The sequence below is a fragment of the Anaerotalea alkaliphila genome (assembly GCF_010179735.1).
GTDB lineage: Bacteria > Bacillota > Clostridia > Lachnospirales > Vallitaleaceae > Anaerotalea > Anaerotalea alkaliphila.
This window is the reverse complement of record NZ_JAAEEH010000018.1, coordinates 14,707-36,541: the sequence shown is the minus strand read 5'-3', so window position 1 is coordinate 36,541 and position 21,835 is coordinate 14,707. Positions and strand designations below refer to the sequence as shown.

Genomic DNA, 21,835 nt, shown 5'->3' with positions numbered 1-21,835 from the left:
GTTCTTTGTGGATTAAGGCAATGGTAATCGGGAAGTCCGTATAGTATAGTAACAGCATGTGAAACATATCCTATACGGGACACGTCAAGACGGGTCCGTAGATCTGACGCAAGGGGGCTAATTGAAATGGCTAGTTTATCATTGAAGAATGTTCGCAAGGTATATCCCAACGGTTTTGTGGCGGTCAACGATTTCAACCTGGACATCGAAGACAAGGAATTCGTTATTTTCGTAGGACCTTCCGGTTGCGGAAAATCCACCACGCTCCGGATGATTGCAGGTCTGGAGGAGATCAGCGACGGCGAACTGTGGATCGGCGACAAGCTCTGCAACGACATCGAGCCCAAGGACAGGGACATCGCCATGGTTTTCCAGAACTATGCGCTGTACCCCCATATGACGGTCTATGACAACATGGCCTTCGGATTGAAGCTCCGCAAGACGCCCAAGGCGGAAATCGACCGCAGGGTGCAGGAGGCGGCCAAGATCCTCAGCATCGAATCCCTTCTGGACAGGCGCCCCAAAGCCCTCTCCGGCGGACAGCGCCAGCGTGTGGCCATGGGCCGGGCCATCGTCCGGGAACCCAAGGTGTTCCTGATGGACGAGCCCCTCTCCAACCTGGACGCGAAGCTGCGGGTGCAGATGCGTGTGGAAATCTCCAAGCTGCACCAGAGGCTGCAGACCACCATCATTTACGTGACCCATGACCAGGTGGAAGCCATGACCCTGGGCACCAGAATCGTCGTCATGAAGGACGGATTCATCCAGCAGGTGGACACCCCGTCCAACCTCTACGAAAGACCGGAGAACCTCTTCGTGGCCGGATTCATAGGTTCCCCCCAGATGAACTTCATCCCCGCCAAAGCCTCCAAGGAAGGAAACCTGGTGAGCTTGAGCTTCGGCACGAACCATATCGAGCTGAACGAAGCCAAAGGAGCCAAGCTGGTGGAAGGCGGATACATCGGCAAGGAAGTCGTCCTGGGCATCCGGCCGGAAGACATCCATGACGAGCAGCTCTTCCTGGAGTCCTCCCCCCATTCCATTGTCGACTTCGACGTGAACGTAACGGAACTTCTGGGAGCTGAAATCTATCTGATCGGAACCATCGACGGCGCGGACTTCACCGCCCGTGTGGATCCCCGTTCCCAGGCGAAACCCAACGAAACCATCAAAGTGGCCTTCGACCTGAACAGGGTCCATGTTTTCGACAAGGATACGGAGAAAGTGATCACCAACTAAACAATGCGGAACCGGAGGAAATATACAAAAATGTGTATTTCCTCTTTTATTTTCAGGGCATATGCTATAGAATGGAATAAAGTGTTACCCGCGCAAGCAAATACGGGACAAGGAGATGCTCTATGATATCGAATCAGATTATTCAAAATACAATCGACGGCCTCAAGACGATCACAAGGATCGACATCAGCGTGATGGACGCGGAGGGCAAGGTCCTTGCCACCACGGAGGAAGACAAACTGGACGAGTACAACGATGCCGTGCCGGATTTCGTCGTATCCCAGGCGGACAGCCAGCTGGTCCAGGGGTACCATTTTTTCAAGGTGCTGGACGAGCATACCATAGAATATGTGGTATCCGCCAAAGGGGAATCCGAGGACGTGTACAAGATCGGCAAGATCGCCTCCTTCCAGATCCAAAACCTGCTGGTGGCCTACAAGGAAAGGTTCGACAAGGACAACTTCGTCAAGAACCTCCTGCTGGACAACCTGCTCCTGGTGGACATCTACAACCGGTCCAAGAAGCTGCACATCGAGACGGACGCCCGTAGGGTCGCCATCATCGTGGAGACCAAGGCGGAGAAGGACGTGAACGCCCTGGAGGTCGTCCGGGGGATCTTCCCCACCAAGACCAAGGATTTCATCACGGCGGTGGATGAGCACAACATCATCCTTGTGAAGGAATTGAAGGCGGGAGACGTGCTGGAGGACATCGAGAAGATCGCCGAAAACATTGTGGATACCCTGAACGCCGAAGCGATGAGCTCCGTCTATGTGGGGGTCGGGACAACCATCTCGGACATCAAGGATGTGTCCAGGTCCTACAAGGAGGCCAAAATGGCCCTGGAGGTCGGAAAGATCTTCTATGAGGAAAGGCACATCATGGCCTACGCCAATCTGGGGATTGGCCGTCTGATCTACCAGTTGCCCATCCCCCTTTGCAAAATGTTCATCTCAGAAATCTTCCAAGGGAAATCCCCGGACGACTTCGACGAGGAAACCCTGGTGACCATCAACAAGTTCTTCGAGAACAGCCTGAATGTAAGCGAAACCTCCAGACAGCTCTACATCCACCGGAACACCCTGGTGTACCGCCTGGACAAGCTGCAGAAGAACACGGGGCTGGACCTGCGTGTGTTTGAAGACTCCATCACATTCAAAATCGCGCTGATGGTGGTGAAATACATGAAATACATGAGCCATTCGGAATACTAGAATGGCTCCTGTTCTAGGAGACGTAGGATGATCGAGCTAGAAAATGTCACAAAAGTCTATTCCAATGGAGTGAAGGCCTTGGACGACGTTTCCTTCCAAATCGGCAAAGGGGAGTTCGTTTTCATCGTCGGCAACAGCGGTTCCGGAAAGACGACCTTGTTCAAGCTGCTGATCAAGGAAATCGAGGCGACCCAAGGCAAGATATTTGTCGACGGGATCAACATCACCCAACTCAGCCACAGGAAGATACCCAAACTGCGCAGGCATATGGGTGTGGTGTTCCAGGACTTCCGCCTGCTGACCGACATTTCCGTTTATGAGAATGTGGCCTTTGCCCTGAAGGTGGTGGAGGCCTCCTCCAGGAAGATCAAGCGGAGCGTGCCCATGGTGCTGTCCATGGTCGGATTGGCGGACAAGACCAAGATGAAGCCGACGGAACTCTCCGGCGGGGAGCAGCAGAGGACAGCCCTGGCCAGGGCCATCGTGAACAATCCTCCCATCCTGCTGGCGGACGAGCCCACAGGAAACCTGGACCCCAAGACTTCCTGGGAGATCATGAAGCTGTTGCAGGAGATCAACCTGCGGGGGACCACCGTGGTGGTGGTCACCCACGACAAGGAAGTCGTGAATGCGATGAAGAAGCGGGTCGTCACCCTGAAGGACGGCAAGGTGGTGCGGGACGTGCAGAAAGGGGACTATGGCCATGAAGATTAGAACCCTGGGATACTGCATGCACCAAGGAGTCAGGAGCATGTTCAAGAACCGGCTCATGTCCGTGGCCTCCATCAGCACCATATCCGCCTGCCTGCTGGTGGTGGGAATCTTTTTTGCCGTGGCGGTGAACGTGGAACACATGCTGGGGGAGATTGAGAACCGGATCGGCCTGGCTGTCTTCTTCAACCAAGAAGTGGAAGAGGAAAAGATCCTGGAGATCAAGACGGCCCTGGAAGCCAAACCGGAGGTCCACAAGGTCGAGTATGTCTCAGCGGCCCAAGCCTGGGAGAATTTCAAGGAGGAATATTTCCGGGGAAGGGAAGACCTGCTGGTGGGGTTCGATGACGACAACCCCCTGGAGGACTCCGCGTCCCTGCAGATTTTCATGAACGACATCTCCATGCAGAAGCAGCTGGTGGGAAGCATCGGCGCGTTGCCGGAGGTCCGCTATGTGCGGCAGGCCGAACAGGTCACATCCGTCATTGAAAGCTTCAACAGCCTGGTGGCCTATACGAGCCTTGGCATGACGGCCATCCTCGTCATGGTGTCCATATTCCTGATTTCCAACACGGTCCGGCTGGCCATTTCCATCCGCAAGAAGGAGATCAAGATCATGCGCTATGTGGGGGCCAAGAACAGCCTGATCACGGCCCCGTTCCTGTTCGAGGGCATCCTGATCGGCGTCGTCGGCAGCCTGATTCCCATGCTCCTGATCTATCTGGCCTACGACCAGGCGACGGAGAGGCTCCATGCGCAGTTCCTGATCCTGCGGGAATACCTGGTGTTCCTTCCGGTATGGACGGTATTGCAGACACTGGTTCCATTGTCTCTTTTCATCGGGGTACTGATCGGCCTGGTGGGAAGCCAATGGACGATCCACAAATATCTTAAAGCCTGAGGAAAAGGAGAGAACCCATGAAGAAACTGACCGGACTCGTGCTTCTGGTCCTTGTGCTTGCAGTCTGGGGATCCATGACCATGCAGGCGGCCTCCACAATCAAGGAACTGGAAAAGCAGCAGAATGAATTGAAACAGAACATCCAGTCGGGAGAAAATACAGTCAAGGCCATCGAAGGCCAAATCACGGACATCAACCAGAACATCAACCAGATCGAAAGCCAGATGCATTCCGTGTCCGCAACCATCGGCAAACTGGACAAGGACCTGGCATCCAAGGAAAAGGAAGTGCTGTCCAACGAAGCGAGGATCGCGGATCTGGAGCAACGGCAGGAAACCTACTACAGGCAGGCGCGGGAGCGGATCCAGGTCATGTACGAATACGGCAGCACGGAATACATCGAAGTGCTCCTTTCCTCCCAGGACGCCACCGACTTCTTCACCCGCATGGAATATCTGAACAGGATCCTGGAATTCGACTCCTCCCTCTTCAGCGAGATGGAAGCCGTGCGCGACGAACTGCTGGAAACAAAGGCGAAAATCGAGCGGGAACAGAAGCAGCTGGAATCCATGAAGCTCCAGCAGGAAAAGGAACGCCAGAACATGGAGGTCCTGGTGAAGGCCAAAAGCTCCGAGATGCGCAAGATCGAACAGAGCAAGGAAGCCCTGCTGAAGGAAATCCAGATGTGGAAGGACGAGCAAAAGAGTCTGGACACAAGGATCAAGAAGCTGATCGAACAGAGCAAGCTGACCTATGCCGGAGGGAAGGTGAACTGGCCGGTGCCGGGATACTACACCATTTCCTCCCCCTTCGGAAAACGGATCCATCCGGTCCATGGCTATGAAAGCTTCCACACGGGAGTGGACATACCGGCCCCGGGAGGAACGAAGATCGTGGCGGTCGCCGACGGGAAGGTCATCTATGCGGGCACAAGCCCCGCCTGGGGCAAATACATCCTGATCAACCACGGCAGCGGCTGGGTCACCCAATACGCCCACTGCAGCCAGATGAACGTCAAGGAAGGCGACACGGTGAAGCAGGGCCAGACCATCGGTCGGGTGGGAAGCACAGGATGGTCGACGGGAAACCACCTGCATTACGGCGTCCAGATCAACGGCGTATGGGTCAATCCCCTGAACAATACGAAAACAAGGTGACAGCATCCCAATTGACAGTCAGGAGTTCCAATGAGAAGAAATACGGGTTTTTTGAAAGGATTCATTGCCGGGGTTTTGACCCTGGCTTTGCTGTTTTCCGTCTATATGGGCGTGAAAGGCCTCCTGGAGGTGGCCTACCGGAGCGGCCTGCCGTTGACGTCCAGGGAATACAGGGACGTGGGCGACAAGATGCGGGAACTGGGCAGGGTGCTGGAAGAGCATTACCTGGAAGAGGTGGAGGTCCAGGCGATGGAGGAGGAAGCCCTGCGGGGGTTTGTGGCGGGCCTTGGAGACCCCTACACCACTTATTTTTCCCAGGAGGAATACAGCAGCTTCCTGGAGAAGATGGAAGGCAGCTATGAGGGGATCGGCGTCGTGATCTCCTATGGGGAAAGCGAAGAGGAGATCCTGGTGGTGGCTCCTTTTCCCGGAACGCCCGGGGCCATGGCCGGCATCCAGCCGGGGGACAGGATCATGGAAGTGGACAAGGAGCCTGTTTCGGGCATGTCCCTGGACATGATCGTGGAAAGGATCAAGGGAGAAAAAGGGACCCAGGTGTCCCTCACCCTGTACCGGAAGCGCACGGAGGAGACGCTGGAGGTGCAGGTCACACGGGATGTGATTGATGTGCCCACCATCGACCATGCCATGCTGGAGGACCAGATAGGCTACATCCAGATTGCAGGGTTCGAGGAAAACACCTATGACCAGTTCAAGGAAGCGCTGGAGGATCTGGAGGGGCAGGGGATCAAAGGGCTGGTGGTGGACCTCCGCAACAATCCGGGAGGGTTCATGCACATTGTGGCGGCCATCGGCAACGAGCTGGTGCCGGAAGGCATGATCGTCTACACGGAGGACAAGAACGGAGAACGGAGCGAGCTGAAGTCGGACAACAAGACGCCCTTCGACAAGCCCCTGGTGGTGCTGGTCAACGAATACAGCGCCAGCGCATCGGAAATCCTGGCGGGAGCCGTCAAGGACCGGGGCGTGGGGACGGTGGTCGGGGTACAGACCTTCGGAAAGGGTCTGGTGCAGCGGAATTTCGAGTTGGGCGACGGATCGGCGGTGAAGGTAACCATCGCGAAATACTATACGCCCAATGGCAGCTACATCAACGGGGTGGGAATCGCTCCGGATGTGGTCCTGCCGCTGGAGGAGGCCCCTGAAGGGGCGGAACAGGCGGAAGGGCCTGTCATGGACAACCAGCTGCAGAAGGCGGTGGAAATCATACGGTCACAACAGTGACGGAACAATCAACGGACCCAAGGGCGCGTGCCATGCACGCTCTTTTGGGTCCTCCTGCAAGAGGTGCGCATATGGAACGATTTGAATTGGTTTCGGGATTCCAGCCCACGGGAGACCAGCCCGACGCGATCGCCCGGCTGACGGAAGGGTTCGGCCAGGGGAAGCGGTTTGAAACCCTGCTGGGGGTCACGGGCTCCGGGAAGACATTCACCATGGCAAACATCATACAGAACCTGCAGAAGCCGACCCTGGTCATCGCCCACAACAAGACCTTGGCGGCCCAGCTGTATGGGGAGTTCAAGGAGTTCTTCCCCGACAACGCGGTGGAATACTTCGTCAGCTATTACGACTACTACCAGCCGGAAGCCTACGTGCCCCATACGGATACGTTCATCGAAAAGGACTCGGCCATCAACGAGGAGATCGACAAGCTCCGGCATTCGGCCACGGCGGCCCTCTCCGAGAGGCGGGATGTGATCATCATCGCCAGCGTCTCCTGCATCTATGGGCTGGGAAGCCCCATCGACTACAAGGAGATGGTCCTGTCCCTGCGGCCGGGAATGACCAAAGACCGGGACGAAATGCTCCGGAAGCTGGTGGACATCCAGTACAGCCGGAGCGACCTGGATTTCGCCCGCAGCACCTTCCGGGTGCGAGGGGACGTGGTGGAGATCTTCCCGTCTTATGCGGGAGAAAACGCCATCCGGGTGGAGTTCTTCGGAGACGAGGTAGAAAGGCTTACGGAGATCAACACGCTGACGGGGGAAGCCTTGGCCAGCCTGAACCATGTGGCCATCTTTCCGGCCTCCCACTACGTCATCCCCAGGGAGCAGATGCTGGAAGCCATCGCAGGGATCGAGGAGGAGATGCTTGCGCAGGTCAAATATTTCAAAGCCAACGACAAGCTCATCGAAGCCCAGCGCATCGCGGAACGGACCAATTTCGACATGGAGATGATCCGGGAGACGGGATTCTGTTCCGGCATCGAGAACTATTCCAGGCACCTGACCGGATTGGCTCCGGGACAGCCTCCCCACACCCTGATCGACTATTTCCCCAAGGACTTCCTCATGATCATCGACGAGTCCCACCAGTCCATCCCCCAGATCCGGGGCATGTACGCAGGGGACCAGTCCAGGAAGCGGACCCTGGTGGACTACGGCTTCCGCCTTCCCTCCGCCTTGGACAACCGGCCCTTGAACTTCGGGGAGTTCGAGGGCAAGGTCAACCAGGTCCTGTTCGTATCGGCCACACCGGGACCCTATGAAAAAGAGCATCAGGAGATTTATGCGGAGCAGATCATCCGTCCCACAGGACTCTTGGATCCGGAAGTGGAGGTCAAGCCCATCCAGGGGCAGATCGACGACCTGCTGGTCCAGGTCCAAAGGACCATCGGACAGAAAGGGAAGGTTCTGATCACCACCCTCACCAAACGCATGGCCGAAGACCTGACGGACTACATGAAGGAGGTCGGGGTACGGATCCGGTACCTCCATTCGGACATCCATACGCTGGAACGGATGGAAATCGTCCGGGACCTTCGTCTGGACATCTTCGACGTGCTGGTGGGAATCAACCTGCTGCGGGAGGGCTTGGACATCCCGGAAGTAGCCCTGGTTGCCATCCTGGATGCGGACAAGGAAGGTTTCCTGCGTTCGGAGACAGCCCTGATCCAAACCATCGGACGGGCGGCCCGGAACGCCGACGGACGGGTGGTGCTCTATGCGGACAAGATCACCGATTCCATGGCAAGGGCCATGGAGGAGACCAACCGGCGCCGCGCCATCCAACAGGCCTACAACGAGGCGCACGGCGTCACCCCCCAGACCATCCGGAAAGCGGTCCGGGACCTGATCCGCATCTCCAAGGCGGCGGAGGAACCGGCTACCTACCGGCTGGACAAGGATCCGGAATCCATGGACAGGAAGGAACTGGAGGCGGCGATCGCCAAGCGGACCAAAGACATGAAGAAGGCGGCGGACAACCTGGACTTTGAAAGTGCGGCCAAATACAGGGACGAACTGATCCGACTGAAGGTGCAGCTCCAGAAGATCCGCTGAATCCAGAAAGAAAAGAGGCAAGGGCATGGGAAGCAATGAAATCGTCATCAAGGGAGCAAAAGAACACAATCTGAAGAACATCAGCCTGAAAATCCCCAGGGACAAGCTGGTGGTGTTTACAGGTTTGAGCGGATCCGGAAAGTCCTCCCTGGCCTTCGACACGCTGTATGCGGAAGGGCAGCGGCGCTATATGGAATCCCTTTCCTCCTACGCCCGGCAATTCCTGGGACAGATGGAAAAGCCGGATGTGGAGGCCATCGAGGGGCTGTCCCCGGCCATCTCCATCGACCAGAAGACCACCAGCAGGAATCCCCGGTCCACGGTGGGAACGGTGACGGAAATCTACGACTATTTCCGGCTGCTGTATGCAAGGATCGGCGTCCCCCACTGCCCCAGCTGCGGGAAGGAAATCAAAAGGCAGACCATCGACCAGATTGTGGATGCCATCCTGCAGATGCCGGAGGGGACCCGGCTGCAGATCCAGGCGCCTGTCGTCCGGGGCAGGAAAGGGCAGCATGTGAAGGTGCTGGAGCAGGCCGCCAGAAGCGGCTATGTCCGGGTGATGGTGGACGGGGCGACCTATGACCTGTCCGAAGAGATCCTGTTGGACAAGAACAAGAAGCACAGCATTTCCATCGTGGTGGACCGGGTGGTGGTGAAGGAAGGCGTAGCCAAACGCCTGGTGGATTCCATCGAGACGGTGATGAAGCTGACGGGAGGGATTCTGGAGGTCCACGTTCCGGGGGGGGAAACGACCATGTTCAGCCAAAACTTCGCTTGCGTGGATTGCGACATCAGCATCGAAGAAATAGAGCCCCGGCTTTTTTCCTTCAACAACCCCTTCGGGGCCTGCCCGGAGTGCCACGGCCTGGGCTTCAAGATGAAGTTCGACCCGGACCTGATCGTGCCCGACGGACGGCTGAGCATCGCCCAAGGGGCCATACAGGCCCCGGGATGGGTCGCCGCAGGGAACGAGGGAAGCCATACACGCAGGATCTTCCAGGCCCTGGGGGCCAAGTACGGATTCTCCCTGGATGTCCCCTACGATTCCTATCCGCAGGAAGTCAAGGACCTGGTCATGAACGGATCCCGGGGGGAAACCCTCCGGATCCGCTACAAGAACGAGCATGGGCAGGGGGAATATGAAACCGCCTTCGAAGGGATTGTGGAAAGCCTGCACCGGAGGTACAGGGAAACCGGCTCCGACTATTTGAAGCAGGAGTACGAGGCCCTCATGACCAACGACGAATGCCAGGTCTGCCATGGAGCCCGGCTGAAGCCGGAAGCGCTGGCGGTCACCATCGACGGGAAGAACATTTCCAACATCACCGACATGGCGGTGGTGGACGTGCGGGCCTTCCTGGAGAAGATGGCTCTGACCGACCGGCAGCAGATGATCGGGGAGCAGGTCCTTCGGGAAATCAAGGCCAGGATCCAGTTCCTGGTGGATGTGGGTCTGGACTACCTGTCCCTCTCCCGTTCGGCCGGCACCCTGTCCGGCGGGGAGGCCCAGCGGATCCGGCTGGCCACCCAGATCGGTTCGGGGCTGGTGGGTGTGGTCTACATCCTGGACGAACCTTCCATCGGACTGCACCAGCGGGACAACGACCGGTTGCTGGGCACCCTGAAGCAGCTCCGGGACCTGGGCAACACGCTGATCGTGGTGGAGCACGACGAAGAAACCATCCATGAAGCGGACTATGTGGTGGACATCGGGCCGGGCGCAGGGGTCCACGGAGGGGAAGTCGTCTATGCCGGAAAGGTGGAGGGGCTTCTGGAATGCCAAGAATCCCTGACCGGCGCCTACCTGGCGGGCAGGAAGAAGATCAAGGTCCCCAAGAACCGCAGACCTTTGGGGGACCGCTGGCTTACGGTCCAAGGGGCTGCGGAGAACAACCTGCGGGACCTGGATGTCTCCGTTCCCCTGGGTGTGCTGACCTGTGTGACCGGCGTGTCCGGTTCGGGGAAGAGCTCCCTGGTGAATGAGATCCTCTACAAGCGGCTGGCAAGGGACCTGAACCGGGCAAAGGTGAAACCGGGGGAGCATCGGGGGATCCAGGGGCTGGAGAACTTGGACAAGGTCATCGACATCGACCAGTCGCCCATCGGCCGCACCCCCCGTTCCAATCCGGCCACCTACACAGGGGTGTTCGACCTGATCCGGGACCTGTTCGCCACCACGGTGGAAGCCAAGATGAAGGGCTACCAGAAGGGGCGCTTCAGCTTCAACGTGAAGGGGGGGCGGTGTGAGGCCTGCAGTGGAGACGGCATCATCAAGATCGCCATGAATTTCCTGCCGGACATCTATGTCCCCTGCGAAGTGTGCCATGGAAAGCGCTACAACAGGGAGACGCTGGAGGTGCGGTACAAGGACAGGAACATAGCGGAGGTCCTGGACATGACCGTGGAGGACGCCCTGGAATTCTTCCAGCACATCCCCCGGATCAAAACCCGGCTGAAGACATTGAACGATGTGGGGCTCTCCTATGTGAAGCTGGGACAGCCGTCCACGACCCTGTCAGGTGGGGAAGCCCAACGGATCAAGCTGGCCACGGAGCTCTCCAAAAGGAGCACGGGCAAGACCATGTACATCCTGGACGAGCCCACCACGGGACTGCACTTCGACGACGTCCACAAACTGGTCAAGATCCTGCAGAAGCTGGTGGACCAGGGGAACACGGTGCTGGTCATCGAACACAACCTGGACGTCGTCAAGGTGGCGGACCACATCATCGACATGGGGCCTGAGGGCGGTGCCCGTGGAGGGCTGGTGATTGCCCAGGGTACACCGGAAGAGGTGGCGGAAATGGAGGCCTCCCATACGGGACGCTTCTTGAAAAAAGCCTTAACAAAGTCACCCTGAAACTGGCTGCGCAATGGCGCGATTGCGCGCATGAAGGCAGACAATTCGAAATATTTGCTCGAAGCCCGGCTAAAAAATCCGCAGATTTTACGGCGGATTGCAGATGTCGATAGAATATTCACGGCAGATTGATAATTTATTGTCTATCCCTTTGTGGGACTTGCATAAACGGGCAAAACAATTGTAAAAAATGATGTGCATATCTTTACATAAGCAGCACCATCTGCTATAATTGCGGTAGTGTTTTGCAAGTCCGTCATTTTTCAAGAATTTGGGGGCAAACAATGACGTTATGTTATGATTTTCACATACATACAGCGCTTTCACCCTGCGGACATGAAGACATGACACCGAACAACATCGTGAACATGGCCCTGATCAACGGCCTGGACGCCATCGCAGTGACGGACCACAATTCCTGCGGGAATGTGGGGGCGGTCATGGAAGTGGCCCGGGACACGGGACTGGTCGTCATCCCCGGCATGGAGGTGGAGACCAGGGAAGAGATCCACGTGGTCTGCCTGTTCGAGACGCTGGAAGACGCCCTGCGCATGCAGGAGGTCGTGTACACCCAGTTGCCGGACAGGAAGAACAGCCCGAAGCTCTTCGGAACCCAGCTGCTGATGGACCAGGAGGACGAGGTCGTGGGAGAGGTGGACCGGCTGCTGTCCTTCGCCACAGGGCTGTCCCTGGAAGAAGTGGTGGAGCTGGCGGACCGCAACCATGGGGTCGCCATCCCGGCCCATATCGACAGGCCCAGCTACAGCGTGATTTCCAATCTGGGCATGATCCCCCCCAACCCGCTGATCAGGACACTGGAAGTTTCCCAGTATGCGGACAGGGCCTCCTACAAGGAGGAATACCCTGCCTATCGGATCCTGCAATCCTCCGATTCCCACGACCTGGGCTACATCGGCATCTGCAGGCAGACCATCAAGGTCAAGGACAAGTCGATTTCATCCATTTTGGATGTTCTCAAATAATCAATACGATTCCATGCAACGTAAACCAAGGAGGTAAAGGAATGGCTGCTATCATTCAACAAAAAGAAGAAAAATTCAAGGAACTCGAGCAGTACATCGACTCACTGCCAGACACCAAAGGCGAGCTGATTCGGGTGCTCCACAAAGCGCAAGGCATTTTTGGATTCCTTCCGGAAGAAGTACAACGGTTCATCGCAAAAAAAATGAAGGTTTCCACAGCCAAGGTGTTCGGCGTCGTAAGTTTCTACTCCTTTTTCACCATGGAACCCAAAGGGGAAGTGGACATCTCCATCTGTCTGGGTACAGCCTGCTATGTGCGGGGTGCTGAAAAGATCCTGACCGAGCTCAAGAAGGAAACAGGCGCGGAAGTGGGCAAGACCACACCCAACGGAAAGTTCTCCATCACAGGCCTCAGATGCATCGGAGCCTGCGGACTGGCCCCGGTATTCACCATCGGTGAGAAGGTTTACGGCAGAGTCACTCCCGAGCAGGTCAAGGATATCATAGCCCAATACAAATAATCCAAGCAGGAGGATGCGAAAATGGCAAAAATCATGTCTTTTGACGAATTGAAGAAGATCAAGGACAGGGTCCAGTCCCAAGTGGACCTGCGCGAGAAGGGCGAGAACATCGAGAGCCTCGTGCAAGTGCGGGTGGCCATGGCAACATGCGGAATCGCCGCAGGAGCCAGGGAAGTGATGAACTACATCGTGGAGGAGTCCGCCAAGGCGGGGCTTACCAACGTGGTGGTCACACAGACAGGATGCATGGGATACTGCTATGCGGAGCCGACCATTGAAGTCACAGTGCCCGGACAGGAGCCGGTTGTATATGGAAATGTCTCCTTGGAGAAAGCGGCCGAAATCATTGACAAGCACATCAAGAACGGCGTGATGGTAGACGGCATCATTCCGGCGACACATAAATCGATCGAATAAATTTTGCAGGGAGGCTCAAAAATGTCTAACTTTAAGATGCACATGTTGGTGTGTGGAGGTACCGGGTGTATTTCCGCAGAATCCGAATTAATCGTATCCAATCTCCAGAGCGAATTGGAAGCGGTTGGAATGGGAGACCAGGTCCAAGTATTGAAAACAGGATGCTTCGGTTTTTGTGAAAAAGGTCCTGTAGTGAAAGTTCTGCCTGACAACACATTCTATGTGGAAGTGAAACCCGCCGACGCAGCCGAGCTGGTCAAGGAGCATATCGTCAAAGGCCGCAAAGTCGAGCGTCTGCTGTACATGGATCCGGACAAGAAAGAGCGTGTCGCCGACTCCAAGAACATGGACTTCTACAAGAAGCAGATGCGGATCGCCCTGCGCAACTGCGGATTCATCGATCCGGACAAAGTGGAGGAATACATCGCCCGTGACGGATACCATGCCTTGGGCATGGCTGTGACATCCATGACACCCCAAGAGGTCATCAATGTCATCAAAGAGTCCGGACTGCGTGGCCGTGGGGGCGGCGGATTCCCCACAGGATTGAAATGGGAATTCGCCAGCAAATACGATGCCGACCAGAAGTACGTGGTCTGCAACGCCGACGAGGGAGACCCGGGCGCGTTCATGGACCGTTCCATCCTGGAAGGGGACCCGCACTCCATCATCGAAGCCATGGCCATCTGCGGATACGCCATCGGAGCCTCCAAAGGGCAGGTGTACATCCGTGCCGAGTATCCTCTGGCGATCAAACGCCTGGAAAAAGGGATTCAGGACGCCCGTGAGGCAGGCCTTCTGGGCGAAAACATCATGGGTACGGATTTCAGCTTCGACATCGAACTCTCCTTCGGCGCCGGCGCCTTCGTCTGCGGCGAGGAAACAGCCTTGATCCACTCCATGGAAGGGGAGCGTGGCGAGCCCACGACCAAACCTCCGTTCCCTGCGGAATCCGGATACTGGGGCAAGCCCACCAACGTGAACAACGTGGAAACCCTGGCCAACATCCCCATCATCCTCCTGAAGGGAAGCGCTTGGTTCGCGGGCATCGGAACCGAGAAGTCCAAGGGAACCAAGGTGTTCGCATTGGCTGGAAAGATCAACAACGTGGGTCTGATCGAGGTTCCCATGGGAACGACCCTCCGCGAGGTCATCTACGACATCGGCGGCGGCATCAAGAACGGCAAGAAGTTCAAGGCGGTACAGACCGGCGGACCTTCCGGCGGATGCCTCACGGAAAAGGACCTGGACACCCCCATCGACTTCGACAACCTGATCGCAAAAGGCTCCATGATGGGATCCGGCGGAATGATCGTCATGGACGAAGACGACTGCATGCCTGCAGTGGCCAAGTTCTACCTGGAGTTTACGGAAGAAGAGTCCTGTGGAAAATGCACCCCTTGCCGCATCGGAACCAAGCGCCTCTCCGAGCTTCTTGAGATGGTTACGGAAGGCAAAGCCGAAGTCAAGCATCTGGACGAAATGAAGCGCCTGAGCCGTGTCATCAAGGACACAGCCCTTTGCGGACTCGGACAGACGGCCCCCAACCCGGTATTGTCCACCCTGGATGCCTTCTACGACGAGTACCTGGCACACGTGCAGGACAAGAAATGTCCCGCCGGCCAATGCACACACCTGATGACATACACCATCGATCCGGAAGCATGCGTAGGCTGCACAGCCTGCAGACGCGTATGTCCCGTAGAGGCCATCACCGGTGAGGTGAAGAAACCCCATGTCATCGACCAGGACAAGTGCATCAAGTGCGGCGCCTGCTACGACAAGTGCAAGTTCAACGCCATTTCCGTAAATTAATCAGGAACATTAAATCATAAAGGAGTGTACCCGATGTCAGAAGTTAAAATTATTATAGACGGGAAAGAGGTTCACGTTGCCAAGGGAAGCACCGTTTTGGATGCTGCGAAGAAAATTGGCGTGGACATCCCCACCCTGTGCCATTTGGACCTGCACGACACAAAAATGGTCAACCAGGCCGCTTCCTGCCGCGTATGCGTTGTGGAAGTGGAGGGACGCAGAAACCTGGCGCCGTCCTGCGCCACCCCTGTCGTGGAAGGCATGGTCGTAAAGACCAACACCATCCGTGTCATGGAAGCCAGAAAGACCGTGTTGGAGCTGCTCGTTTCCGACCATCCCAAAGAGTGCCTGTCCTGTGCGAAAGCGGGAGACTGCGAGCTCCAGGACCTGACGGAGCTCTGCGGACTGCGTGGCGATTCCATTTCCGGAACGGCCATGTCCACATACAAGAAGGACATCACCCCTTCCCTGATCCGGGACATGGACAAATGCGTGCTTTGCCGCCGCTGTGAAACCATGTGCAACAAGGTGCAGGAAGTGGGAGCCCTCTCCGGCATCAACCGCGGATTCAACGCGGTCGTATCCTCCGCGTTCGAGCTTCCCATGGCGGAAACCGTCTGCACCCATTGCGGACAATGTGTGGCCGTATGCCCCACAGGCGCCCTGACGGAAATGAACCACACCTGGAAAGTGGTGGAGGCCCTGGCCGACCCCACGAAGACGGTCATCGTACAGACAGCACCCGCCGTCCGTGTGGCCCTAGGTGAGGAGTTCGGCAACGAGCCCGGTTCCATCGTCACCGGCAAGATGGTAAGCGCGTTGAAGGCCATCGGATTCGACCATGTGTTCGACACCGACTTCACGGCCGACCTGACCATCCTGGAAGAAGGAACGGAACTGCTGGAAAGGCTGGAGAACTTCCTGGAAGGCAAGGAAGGTCCGTCCCTGCCCATCCTGACCTCCTGCTGCCCTGCATGGGTCAACTTCGTCGAAAGCCAGTTCCACGAGCTGATCGACATCCCCTCCACGGCAAGGTCCCCCCAGCAGATGTTCGGATCCGTTGCAAAGACCTACTTTGCCGACAAGCTGGGCATCAAGAGGGAAGACCTGGTGGTCGTTTCCGTAATGCCCTGCCTGGCCAAGAAGTTTGAAGCATCCAGGGAAGAGTTCGCAGTGGACGGAAATCCCGATGTGGACCTGGTCATGTCCACAAGGGAGCTTGCGGACCTGATCAAGCAGATGAACATCGACATGGAAGAGCTGGAAGAGTCCGAGTTCGACAATCCCCTGGGAATGTCCACCGGCGCCGGCGTCATCTTCGGCACCACCGGCGGCGTAATCGAGGCTGCCGTGCGTACCGCATATGAAGTGCGCACCAAGAAGCCCCTGCCCAAAATCGACTTCGAAGAGCTCCGCGGCTTCGATGGCGTCCGTGTGGCTTCCGTAGCCATGGACGACGTCGTCCTGAACATCGGAATCGCCCACGGCCTTGGAAACGCCAAAGCCCTCCTGACGGAAATCCGGGACGGAAACCCCAGGAACATCCATGCGGTGGAAGTCATGGCATGCCCTGGCGGTTGCATCGGCGGAGCCGGACAGCCTTACCACCATGGGGATTCCTCCATCCTGATGAAGCGCCAGGCGGCCATCTACCAGGTGGACAAGAACATGCCCATCCGGAAGTCCCATGAGAACCCCGCAATCGCGGAAATCTATGAGAAGTTCCTGGGCAAGCCTTTGAGCGAGAAGGCCCACCACCTGCTCCACACCCATTACCATATGAAAGACAAGGCGTAAGCCTGAAAGGCCCCGGCGGGAAACCGCCGGGGCCTTTTTGCCTCTTCCAAGGAACGCAATCACAGAATTGTTCCGGAATTTCCGGAATTGACAGACGGCAAAAACCGGGTTTACATAAGGCAAATATTGTGCAATGGATTGTACACATGCGTTTTTTCGAGGAAAGGCGGATAAAACGGCTTTTGCACAGAGTAATCCACACTATCCACAGAAATTATGTTGACAAGTGTGCCGTGCACATGTTTGAAATATAAAAAAATTCTTCCAAATTGAAAGAGATGACAGATAATGTTATAATGGAAATATACAAAAATTCCATTTTTTCAGAAGGATATTCTCAACTGCGGGAGAATATAAGAGTATCATGATGAATGCGTTTGTTTCGCAGGGAGGATTTCCGGAGGAAGAGATGCATGGAAGGAGTTGTTGGTATGCGTTATATCGTGAGTGGAAAGAACATCGAGGTTACAGCAGCTTTAAGGGACATCGCCATTCAGAAGATCAGCAAATTGGAGAAGTATTTTTCGGATGACACGGATGCCCATATCACCATGAGCGTGCAGAAACAGAAGCAGATCATCGAAGTGACCATTCCCATCAAGGGGGGTGTGATCCGGGCGGAGGAGCGGGAAGACGACATGTATGCCGCCATCGACCTGGTAGTGGATATATTGGAAAGACAGCTGATGAAGCACAGGAAGAAATTGGTGGACAGGCACCACCAGGGCGGCTCCTTCAAGAACGAGTTCTTTGAAATTCCGGAAGATGAGAATGAAGGCCTCAGGATCGTGCGGACGAAGAAGTTCGCCATGAAGCCCATGGATCCCGAAGAGGCCTGCATGGAAATGGAGCTCCTGGGACATGATTTCTATGTGTTCAGGAACAGCGAAACGGATGAGGTGAATGTGGTATACAAGCGTAAGGCGAACAATTACGGTCTGATCGAACCGGAATTCTAGGAAGCGAAGGATAGGGGAGGCCCCAGGGGGCCTCCTTTTTGATGGAAGGGAACCGGGCCCAAGTGCATCCGGACAGCTCTTTCTCGTGTTGCGGTTGTATTTGGGCCAAAAAGCGGATATAATAGAAAAGTCCAAGCTGAAATTGACAAGAAAGTTGGCCGCAACGCAAGCGGACCAATGGAAGGTGGATCGCATGAAATTATTGGAAAAGATTTTTGGTACGCACAGCAGCCGGGAACTGAAGAGGATCGAGCCCATCGTGGATGCCATCGAGGCGCTGGGACCAGCCATGGAGGAACTCTCCGACGAAGCCTTGCGTGCAAAAACAATAGAGTTCAAGGAAAGGCTGGGGCAGGGGGAGACCCTTGACGACCTTCTGGTGGAAGCCTATGCGGTGGTCCGGGAAGCCGCCCGGAGGTCCATCGGCCTGTATCCCTACAGGGTCCAGCTGGTGGGGGCCATCGTCCTGCACCAGGGACGGATTTCGGAAATGAAGACCGGGGAAGGAAAGACCCTGGTGGCTCCCATCGCGGCATATCTGAACGCGTTGGAAGGGAAGGGTGTCCACGTGGTCACCGTCAACGACTACCTGGCCAAGCGTGACAGCGAATGGATGGGGGAGCTCTTCCGGTTCCTTGGGTTGACGGTGGGCGTGCTCCTGAACGGCATAGACAACGAGGAGAGAAGGGCGGCCTACAGCTGCGACATCACCTATGGGACCAACAACGAGTTCGGTTTCGACTACCTGCGGGACAACATGGTCATCTACAAGAAGGAGATGGTCCAAAGGGAGTTGCATTACGCCATCATCGACGAGGTGGACTCCGTGCTGATCGACGAGGCCCGCACCCCCCTGATCATTTCCGGCAGCAGCAGCAAATCCACCGCCCTGTACCAGCAGGCGGACATGCTGGCGACCCGGTTGAAGAAGGGGCGGATCCTCGGGGAAGTCACCAAGATGAGCGCCATCATGAACGAGGAGATCCAGGAAGAGGGGGACTTCGTCATCGACGAGAAGGCCAAGAACGTCACCCTAACCGCGGAAGGCGTGGAGAAGGTGGAGGCCTACTTCAGGCTGGAGAACCTGGCCGACCCCGAGAACATGGAAATCCAACACCATATGATCCTTGCGCTGAAGGCCAGGTACCTGATGCACAAGGACAAGGACTATGTGATCAGCGACGGGGAGATCGTCATCGTGGACGAGTTCACCGGAAGGCTGATGCCGGGAAGGCGCTACTCCAACGGCCTGCACCAGGCCATCGAGGCCAAGGAAGGGGTGGATGTCCGCAGGGAAAGCAAGACCCTTGCCACCATCACCTTCCAGAACTACTTCAACCGCTATGCGAAGAAATCCGGGATGACCGGTACGGCCCTGACCGAGGAAGACGAATTCAGGGAAATCTACGGCATGGATGTCATCGTAATCCCCACCAACAGGCCCATCGCCAGGGTGGACCATGCGGATGTGGTCTACAAGTCCCATCCCGAGAAGGTCCACGCCATCCTGGACGAGATCGAGGCTTCCCACGCCAAAGGACAGCCGGTCCTGGTGGGAACCATCACCATCGACTCTTCGGAGGAATTGAGTCGCCAGCTGAAGAAGCGGGGCATCAGGCACAACGTGCTGAACGCCAAGTTCCACCAGCAGGAAGCGGAAATCGTGGCGGACGCCGGACTCTACGGCGCCGTGACCATCGCCACCAACATGGCCGGACGCGGTACGGACATCAAGCTGGGGGAAGGGGTCGTTGCGGCCGGCGGCCTGAAGATCATCGGCACCGAGCGGCATGAATCCCGCCGGATCGACAACCAGCTCCGGGGCCGTGCGGGGCGCCAGGGGGACCCGGGGGAATCCAGATTCTACCTGTCCCTGGACGACGACCTGATGCGCCTCTTCGGTTCCGAGAAGATGAAGAAGACGGTGGAACGTCTAGGACTTCCGGAGAACGAACCCATCGCAGCCACCATCCTTTCCAATGCCATCGAGAACGCCCAGAAGAAAGTGGAGGGCAACAACTTCGGCATCCGGAAACACCTGCTGGAATACGACGGCGTCATGAACGAGCAGAGGGAAATCATCTATGCGGAGCGCCGCAAGGTCCTGGAAGGCGAGAACATGAAGGAGGTCGTCCTGAAGATGATCCGGGAGATCATCGAACGGGCGGTCAACAGCCACTCCAACGCCATGGACATGATGGACGAATGGGACCTGCCTGCCATGAAGGAAAGCCTGGGAAAGGTGATCCCCATCCCCCCCATGGAACTCTCCGAGGAGGAGCGGGACACCATGACCCGGGAAAAGTTCATCGACATGCTCTACAAGAACTCGGCCGCCCTTTACGACCGGAGGGAGAAGGAGTTCGACGACCCGGAGCATCTGCGGGAAGCGGAGAGGGTCATCCTGTTGAAGGCCATCGACCAGAAGTGGATGGACCATATCGACAACATGGACCAGATGCGGCAGGGCATCAGCCTGATGGCCTATGGCCAAAGGGATCCCCTGGTGGAATACAAGTTCGTCGGATTCGACATGTTCGACGAGATGATCGAAAGCATCCAGGAGGACACGGTCCGCATCCTGTATCGGGTCGTCCCCCGGAACAAGCTGGAACGGGAACGGGTGGCCACGAACATGACCACAAACAAGGGACCGGACGCCCGGAAGGAACCGCTCAAGAGAAAAGACAAGAAGGTTGGCCGCAACGACCCCTGCCCCTGCGGCAGCGGCAAAAAATACAAACACTGCCATGGTGCGGTGAATTCAGAAAAAGAGGTGATTTAATGATTCAACTGGAACAGATGAGACAAAAGCTCGCCGGTTATAGTGAAAAATTAATCGAAATGAGTGAGTCACTTTGACCTGGCCGGGGCCAGCGTCAAGGTAGAAGAATTGGAAATGGAGGCCGCGGGCGAGGCGTTCTGGCAGGACCAGGACCGGACCCAGGTTGTCCTGAAGGAACTCAAGCGGTTGAAGGACAAGATCGAGGAATTTCGGCGGTTGGAACAGGAATATGAAGACATCCAGGTGATGATCGACATGGGAATCGAAGAAGGGGACGAAGGCGTCATCCAGGAAGTGGAAGGGATGACGGCCAAATTCCTGGAAGATTTCGAACAGATCCGGGTGGAAACCCTCCTCTCCGGCGAATACGACCCCAACAGCGCAATCCTTACCCTCCATGCAGGGGCGGGAGGTACGGAAAGCTGCGACTGGGTTTCCATGCTCTTTCGGATGTACACCCGATGGGCGGAAACCAAAGGGTACAAGGTGGAGGTCCTGGACTATCTGGACGGGGAAGAGGCGGGAATCAAGTCCGTCACCATCCAGGTCAACGGAGCAAACGCCTACGGATACCTGAAGTCGGAGAAGGGGGTGCACCGGCTGGTGCGGATCTCCCCCTTCGATTCCTCCGGCAGAAGGCACACCTCCTTCGCTTCCTGCGATGTGATTCCGGAAATCGAGGAGGATATCGACCTGGAGATTGCGGATGACGACATCCGGATCGACACCTACCGTTCCAGCGGTGCCGGAGGGCAGCATGTCAACAAGACGGATTCCGCCATACGGATCACCCACCTCCCTACCGGGATTGTGGTCCAGTGCCAGAACGAAAGGTCCCAGCACAAGAACAAGGACAAGGCGATGCACATGCTGCAGATCAAGCTGCTGGAGCTGAAACGCCTGGAACAGCTGGAAAAGATGGCGGGCATACGGGGGGAGATCAAGGAAATCGGATGGGGAAGCCAGATCCGCTCCTATGTGATGCATCCCTACAGCATGGTCAAGGACCACCGGACGGAGGAAGAGTCCGGAAACGTCCAGGCCGTGATGGATGGGAAGCTGGACCCCTTCATGAATGCCTACCTCAAGTGGCTGGCGATCAAATGATCCAACATAACGAGGGAGACCCCCAGGGGTCTCCTTTGTCGTGGTGCCGGCAAAGCGGCCC

16 protein-coding genes are annotated in these 21,835 nt (G+C 56.6%); all 16 read left to right on the top strand.

Features of this window, described 5'->3' with window-relative positions; all coding sequences use genetic code 11:
- The first annotated feature begins 126 nt into the window (after positions 1 to 126).
- The 16 genes from GXN74_RS07850 to prfB all read left to right on the top strand — a co-directional run bounded on the left by GXN74_RS07850 (position 127) and on the right by prfB (position 21,774).
- Entirely contained in the window at positions 127 to 1,239 is a 1,113-nt protein-coding gene (locus tag GXN74_RS07850; protein ID WP_162370384.1) for an ABC transporter ATP-binding protein, read from the top strand.
- A gap of 122 nt (positions 1,240 to 1,361) precedes the next feature.
- Positions 1,362 to 2,453: a PucR family transcriptional regulator gene (locus GXN74_RS07845; protein ID WP_162370383.1), complete on the top strand. Its 1,092-nt coding sequence runs from the start codon at positions 1,362 to 1,364 to the stop codon at positions 2,451 to 2,453.
- A 27-nt stretch (positions 2,454 to 2,480) separates the two neighbouring features.
- Entirely contained in the window at positions 2,481 to 3,167 is a 687-nt protein-coding gene (gene ftsE / locus GXN74_RS07840; RefSeq protein ID WP_162370382.1) for a cell division ATP-binding protein FtsE, read from the top strand.
- Positions 3,157 to 4,065 carry a permease-like cell division protein FtsX gene (gene ftsX, locus GXN74_RS07835; RefSeq protein ID WP_162370381.1) on the top strand — a complete coding sequence of 303 codons (909 nt, stop codon included), beginning with the start codon at positions 3,157 to 3,159 and terminating at the stop codon, positions 4,063 to 4,065. Before ftsE ends, ftsX begins: the two co-directional genes overlap by 11 nt.
- A 17-nt stretch (positions 4,066 to 4,082) precedes the next feature.
- Positions 4,083 to 5,222 carry a murein hydrolase activator EnvC family protein gene (locus GXN74_RS07830; protein WP_162370380.1) on the top strand — a complete coding sequence of 380 codons (1,140 nt, stop codon included), beginning with the start codon at positions 4,083 to 4,085 and terminating at the stop codon, positions 5,220 to 5,222.
- 30 nt (positions 5,223 to 5,252) lie between these two features.
- Positions 5,253 to 6,467 carry a S41 family peptidase gene (locus GXN74_RS07825; RefSeq protein WP_162370379.1) on the top strand — a complete coding sequence of 405 codons (1,215 nt, stop codon included), beginning with the start codon at positions 5,253 to 5,255 and terminating at the stop codon, positions 6,465 to 6,467.
- 71 nt (positions 6,468 to 6,538) lie between these two features.
- Positions 6,539 to 8,527: an excinuclease ABC subunit UvrB gene (gene uvrB / locus GXN74_RS07820; protein WP_162370378.1), complete on the top strand. Its 1,989-nt coding sequence runs from the start codon at positions 6,539 to 6,541 to the stop codon at positions 8,525 to 8,527.
- 25 nt (positions 8,528 to 8,552) lie between these two features.
- Entirely contained in the window at positions 8,553 to 11,390 is a 2,838-nt protein-coding gene (gene uvrA / locus GXN74_RS07815) for an excinuclease ABC subunit UvrA (protein ID WP_162370377.1), read from the top strand.
- A gap of 284 nt (positions 11,391 to 11,674) precedes the next feature.
- Positions 11,675 to 12,373, top strand: coding sequence for a PHP domain-containing protein (locus GXN74_RS07810; RefSeq protein WP_162370376.1), 699 nt, complete (start codon positions 11,675 to 11,677; stop codon positions 12,371 to 12,373).
- 41 nt (positions 12,374 to 12,414) lie between these two features.
- Positions 12,415 to 12,894 (top strand): NADH-quinone oxidoreductase subunit NuoE family protein, encoded by a 480-nt coding sequence (locus GXN74_RS07805; protein ID WP_162370375.1) that lies wholly within the window; start codon positions 12,415 to 12,417, stop codon positions 12,892 to 12,894.
- 21 nt (positions 12,895 to 12,915) lie between these two features.
- A complete protein-coding gene (locus tag GXN74_RS07800; RefSeq protein ID WP_162370374.1) occupies positions 12,916 to 13,311 on the top strand; it encodes a (2Fe-2S) ferredoxin domain-containing protein in 396 nt (131 codons plus the stop codon).
- Between the two features lie 21 nt (positions 13,312 to 13,332).
- Positions 13,333 to 15,126, top strand: coding sequence for an NADH-ubiquinone oxidoreductase-F iron-sulfur binding region domain-containing protein (locus tag GXN74_RS07795; RefSeq protein ID WP_162370373.1), 1,794 nt, complete (start codon positions 13,333 to 13,335; stop codon positions 15,124 to 15,126).
- A gap of 33 nt (positions 15,127 to 15,159) precedes the next feature.
- On the top strand, positions 15,160 to 16,923 hold the full coding sequence (locus tag GXN74_RS07790) for an NADH-dependent [FeFe] hydrogenase, group A6 (RefSeq protein ID WP_162370372.1): 1,764 nt from the start codon (positions 15,160 to 15,162) through the stop codon (positions 16,921 to 16,923).
- 431 nt (positions 16,924 to 17,354) lie between these two features.
- Complete coding sequence (gene hpf / locus GXN74_RS07785; protein WP_162370371.1) at positions 17,355 to 17,882, top strand: ribosome hibernation-promoting factor, HPF/YfiA family; 528 nt, start codon at positions 17,355 to 17,357, stop codon at positions 17,880 to 17,882.
- Positions 17,883 to 18,075: 193 nt separating this feature from the next.
- Complete coding sequence (secA, locus tag GXN74_RS07780; RefSeq protein WP_162370370.1) at positions 18,076 to 20,667, top strand: preprotein translocase subunit SecA; 2,592 nt, start codon at positions 18,076 to 18,078, stop codon at positions 20,665 to 20,667.
- Positions 20,667 to 21,774 (top strand): peptide chain release factor 2 gene (prfB, locus tag GXN74_RS07775; protein ID WP_162370369.1). Its coding sequence is split into 2 segments (ribosomal slippage): positions 20,667 to 20,741 and positions 20,743 to 21,774, totalling 1,107 coding nucleotides; the frame shifts between segments, so codons are not numbered across the junction. The genes secA and prfB overlap by 1 nt, the downstream gene beginning before the upstream one ends.
- Positions 21,775 to 21,835 lie beyond the last annotated feature (61 nt).